General features: G+C 46.0%; 1 protein-coding gene and 1 pseudogene. Both read left to right on the top strand.

Translation table 11 applies throughout. The features are described from left to right. Positions 1-131: 131 nt before the first annotated feature. Positions 132-3,581: a [FeFe] hydrogenase, group A gene (locus A4E54_RS12385; protein ID WP_240083276.1), complete on the top strand. Its 3,450-nt coding sequence runs from the start codon at positions 132-134 to the stop codon at positions 3,579-3,581. Between the two features lie 1,176 nt (positions 3,582-4,757). After that, positions 4,758-5,699: pseudogene (locus A4E54_RS12380) on the top strand (hypothetical protein); the annotation flags it as partial.

Here is a 5,699-nt window from a genome sequence, read left to right as displayed (position 1 = left end):
TGGTGTCCCGGTAAGTAATAGATCATATTTATCTAACAAGTTCCCAAATTCACTAATAATAAACATATCGCGTATCTTTTACAATCGAATTCGTAATCAAAAACTTTTCAGGAGCACTTGGGGGGGTAAATGTGAAAAAAATCACGAACCACAAACGGATTCAAGTTACCATTAACAAACGCAACATTGAAGTATATGATGACCTAACCATTCTGCAGGCCTTATTGCAGGAGGATATCCAGATTCCGCATCTCTGCTATGATATCCGGCTTGAACGGTCAAACGGCAACTGCGGGCTATGTGTGGTTGAGTTAAGTGACCAAAACGGCGTAAGGGATGTAAAAGCGTGTCAGACCCCGATTAAAGAGGGTATGGCAATCGTTACCAATAGTGCCAAGCTGGAAAGCTACAGGAAAATTCGTCTTGAGCAAATCCTATCCGACCACAATGCGGATTGTGTTGCTCCCTGTGTGATGACTTGTCCGGCAAACATCGATATTCACTCTTATCTTCATCATGCGGCGAACGGTAATTTCGAGGCAGCGCTACGCGTGATTAAAGATAGCAATCCGTTCCCGGCTGTGTGCGGCCGCGTCTGCCCGCATCCCTGTGAGAAACAGTGCCGGCGCAATCTGGTTGATTCACCGGTGGCCATTAACAATGTCAAGCGGTTTATTGCCGACTGGGATCTATCTCGCAAGCAGCAGTGGATTCCACCTAAAAATCGTACCACCGGGAAGAAAGTTGCAATTGTCGGCGCGGGTCCCTCCGGTCTTTCAGCTGCCTATTACAGCGCAATTCAAGGTCATGACGTGACGGTGTTTGAACGTCAACCTCTGGCCGGGGGAATGATGCGTTATGGTATTCCTGAATACCGGCTGCCCAAATTGACGCTGGATCAAGAGATTGGGATTATTAAGAGCCTGGGCGTAAAGATCATGACGGGGAAAGCGCTCGGTACCCACATTATGCTTGAGGACCTGCGTAAGGATTTTGACGCTGTTTATCTTGCGATTGGCTCATGGCGTGCAACCCCTTTGCATATTGAAGGAGAAAATTTGAAAGGGGTATGGCTAGGCATACAATATCTCGAACAGGTGGCCAGCGGCGTGGACCTGCCGCTGGGGGACACGGTTGTGGTTATCGGTGGCGGAAATACAGCGATCGACTGTGCCCGCACCGCTCTTCGTAAAGGGGCCAAGTCCGTAAAGCTGATCTATCGCCGTACCAGGGAAGAAATGCCTGCTGAACCTATTGAAGTAGAGGAAGCCTTATATGAAGGGGTCGAGATGCTCTTCTTAATGGCGCCGGGCAAGATTGTCCCTGAGGGGTGTAAGAAGAAACTGCATTGCATCAAGATGGCTCTTGGCGAGCCGGACCGCTCCGGCCGCCGTCGTCCGGTCCCGGTCGAGGGCAGGGATATAGTGATCGAGGCAGATACGGTAATTGGAGCCATCGGGCAAAGCACAAACACCCAATTCTTGTATCATGACCTGCCGGTTAAGCTGAACAAGTGGGGTGATATCGAAATTAACGGTAAGACCTCACAGACTTCTGAATTCAATATCTTTGCCGGAGGAGACTGTGTTACCGGACCTGCTACCGTCATTCAGGCTGTTGCGGCAGGCCGTCGCGCGGCTGAGGCGATGCACAGTTTGCTGACCAAAGGTTATGTTAAGGAAACACATAGTGACTATAGCTGTAGCCGTGGTACCCTGGAAGACCTGCCAAGAGGTGAATTTGATCGATTGCCCAGGCTTGAACGTGCAAGAATGCCGGTTCTTTCCCTTGCTGCTCGTAAAGGCAATTTCAATGAAGTTGAATTGGGGTACACGGAAGAATCGGCAAGAGAGGAAGCACGCCGCTGTCTTCAATGCGGCTGCGATAAGCGGTACAATTGCGATTTAAGAAAAGAAGCAAGCTATCATGGAATTGAATATGTTAAACCGGCTCATGAACGTCCGTATATCCCTATCGTTGAAGATCATCCGATTATAAGGCGCGATCATACCAGGTGTATCTCTTGCGGGCGCTGTATCGCTGCCTGTGCTGAGGTTGAAGGGCCGGATATTCTCACCTTCTATATGAAACATGGCCGTCAACTAGTTGGTACCAAAAGCGGTCTTCGCCTTGAAGATACGGATTGCGTCAGTTGCGGTCAATGCGTGAATGCCTGTCCCTGTGGAGCACTCAATTACCGCAGTGAAGAAGGAAAAGTCTTCAGGGCGATCAATGATCCCGGCAAAACCGTTGTTGCCTTTGTCGCACCTGCAGTACGCAGTGTTATATCCTCGCATTTTGGTATACCGTTTGATGAAGCCTCTTCTTTTATGGCTGGCCTGCTCAAAAAGATGGGCTTTGATAAGGTTTTTGACTTCACCTTTGCGGCAGACCTGACTATTGTCGAAGAAACAACAGAGTTCTTAAATCGCATAGAGAAAAAAGGTGTCATACCTCAATTTACGTCTTGCTGTCCCGGGTGGGTAAATTTTGTTGAAAGGCGCTACCCTGAAATGATCCCACACCTTTCAAGCTGTAAATCCCCACAAATGATGATGGGCGCAACCGTAAAAAATCATTACACCAGGCTGAGCGGCATTGATAAAAAAGACTTGTATGTCGTTTCTATCGTTCCCTGTATTGCTAAGATATCTGAAGCTGACCGTCCTGAATTCGCTTCTGACGGAATCCGCGATATTGATGCTGTCCTCACCTCAAGCCAAATGCTTGAAATGGTGCACCTGAAGCGGATTGATACCCGGGAAATTATCCCGCAAGAATTCGATGAGCCCTACAAGCAAGTTTCCGGTGCAGGTATTCTCTTTGGTGCATCGGGTGGGGTTGCAGAGGCAGCCCTGCGGATGGCGGTCGAGAAACTGACCGGAAAAGCTCTGACTGAACATCTGGACTTTGAAGAAATAAGAGGTTTTGAGGGGGTCAAAGAGTCTACTGTTAAAGCCAACGGCACAAAAGTCCGCGTTGCTGTCATTAGCGGTCTACAAAATGTCGAGCCAATCATTGAAAAAATTATCCAAGGTGTAGACGTTGGTTATGACTTGATCGAAGTTATGGCATGCCCCGGTGGGTGCATCTGTGGGGCAGGGCACCCTGTTCCGGAGAAGATTGACGAACTAGAAAAACGCCAGCAAGTACTGGTGCATATCGATCAGATTTCGCAATATCGTAAATCCCAGGAAAACCCTGATGTTCTAAGGCTGTACAAGGAATTTTACGGGGAAGCAAACTCTCAGCTTGCGCATGACTTGCTGCATACCCACTATAGCCCGGTAAGGCATGACCCGGTTTATAGTACTAATAGAAAGAAGGCCGACTCTGCGTTTAAAACCAGAGAGCTTACCATTTGCATATGTGAATCCTGTTCAGGCAGGGGATCGGTTGAGCTTTTCAATGGAATCAAAGCAAAGATCAAACAGCAGAAGATGGATTCCTTCATTGAAGTGAAAACAATCCGCTTAAAAGAAAACCATCCGGTTGAATGGGTTTATATGACCCTTGACGGAAAACAAATTCAAGAGTTCAATCTCGACAACCTTTATCAGCGTATAATCCAGACAAAATAAACCTGAATTAACCCAGGCAAAGCAGAATCAAGACAGAAGAAATCGGCAGAATAATTAATGAATTGGCGTTACCTGCATTTAAGAGGAAATCCTATGCTATGCGGTAGTTATAGTAGAAGTCTCCTACTTGATTACAATGCCTGGACAAAGACGACCTCGCGGGGGCTGTTGGAGAACTTTTCTGGCGGTAAAGATGCCGCCGCGCTATGTTCTTTCTACACATAGCGATAATATTTACTGTATTTGCGGGGACTTGGTTTCACGGCTTTATGACAAATCCGGGTGTCGCCTCCCCAAAACCAGTAACGGCAAGGTTTTCAGAGATGGAAAACCTTGCCACTTTTATTTTATATTTCTTTTTAGTCACAAAACAGTCACGGGTTTTTGAGTATTACCCTGTTTTTTTATATCTATGCTATCTATGATTAAAATAATAAAGCCTTATTTTATGGGGTTTTTGTGAACGGGGGAAATCTATAAAAACCTAAAAATACTTAATTTTAAGGCTGCAAATCCTTTACTAAACGGTTTAAATCGAGTGTCATTCTGTCGATCATCCTAGGCATGTTAAAATAAAAAACAAAGCTTCCTGTATGTAGCCACTTTTTTCGGAGTGGTTTTCTTTCTTCTCGCTGAACTACTCTTCAAGGTTATTTTTATGACCCGCTGAGAGCTTATAGAAGATATATAGCCGCCATAGGGGAAGTTATAAGCATATTTGTTTTGGGTTCTCGTAAATTTTGATAGTAGGTAGGGTTTAATAAGTCCTTTTTCCTTCGGCGGAGCCAGTATAGCGTTCTGTACGATTTTATATTTTAAGCCACAAATATCGGTAAAATTATTAGTTTTTTGTGATATAATTATAAAAATATGTAAAAATGCCTGATATGATTTCTATGGGTTGATTAGTAAAGACAATGTCCACTAGTGTATTTTAGCGATTGTTGGAGGTGCTTTATGCCTGAACATGAGAAATTTGCTGTACCACAAAAAAACAATACCGTATCAGAGTCAAATCAATCAAAACAGATGCCGCAAATAAAAGATTCACATCCAGCAGCTATTATTCAGAGAGCAAAGATCAATCCTCAATCACTGACATATGCTCATGTTATGCAACTTCAGAAGACAATTGGTAATTTGGCAGTTTGCCAACTTTTCAGGCAAGCAGGACTTATGAATGAAAATTCTAAACAAATTTTATCTGAACCTTTTCAGAAAAAAGAAAACAATACAAGTTTGCCGTATAGCTTGAGATCAGGTATGGAGGAGCAGTCAGGATTATCGCCGGGTGACGTGAAGTTGCGTTATAATTCAGATAAGCCTGCTGAATTGGGAGCGTTAACTCACACCCGGGGCAAACCAATCCAACTCAGGCAGGAAAGACACCTGCCGTATAAGGACCGGCAGGTGGTAATGCAGGCAAGGGACCGGTTTTATCCCACCCTTCAGCAAAAAAGCTCAGGCATTAACGATGAACGGGTACAAAGGACCGTCGGCAACCGAGCGATGAAAAAGTCGCCACAGGAGCAGGGACAGCCGCCGGCAAAGGTTATTCCGCCCGGCGGAGCGGAGGTCATCCAGGGCTACAACCTACATCAGGTGGGTTATGACGACCCCATGGTAGACGAGGTCCGCGACGAACGGGGGAACAACGATGACTTTACGGGCGTAAATTACGCCACCTTTTGGGTAAACGATCAACCGACCACAGAAAGCAGCGACCAGTATCACTCAGAAAAGGAATGCTGGCTCACTGTGGGTAATGACAATAACGAACTCCAGGACATCAAGGTTACTACTTGGCCAACCGGAGACTTCGGCGGTACCCATACGGCCAACGAGGTCCGGCAAAACAATCATATCTCTATCGACCCGGTCTATACCGAGCGCCAGCCGTGCGGTGGATGTGCACCACTTCTTAATGAAATTCTGCCTACCGATGCAGATGTCTACTATACCTTTGTATACCCGAGTAAGGAAACCCGAAAATTCAATCACTGGGAAATGGATCCGGACCAGTTTGCCATGAATGCGCTGTTATCAATGCATTCGGGGCTTCAGTATGAGGAGCAGACGGGAGAATCCCAAAAGATAGGACGTAAGCTAGGGAATAAA

Source organism: Pelotomaculum sp. PtaB.Bin117, from assembly GCF_002067195.1.
Taxonomy (GTDB): Bacteria; Bacillota; Desulfotomaculia; order Desulfotomaculales; family Pelotomaculaceae; genus Pelotomaculum_D; species Pelotomaculum_D terephthalicicum.
This window is presented reverse-complemented; position numbering and strand designations above follow the sequence as displayed.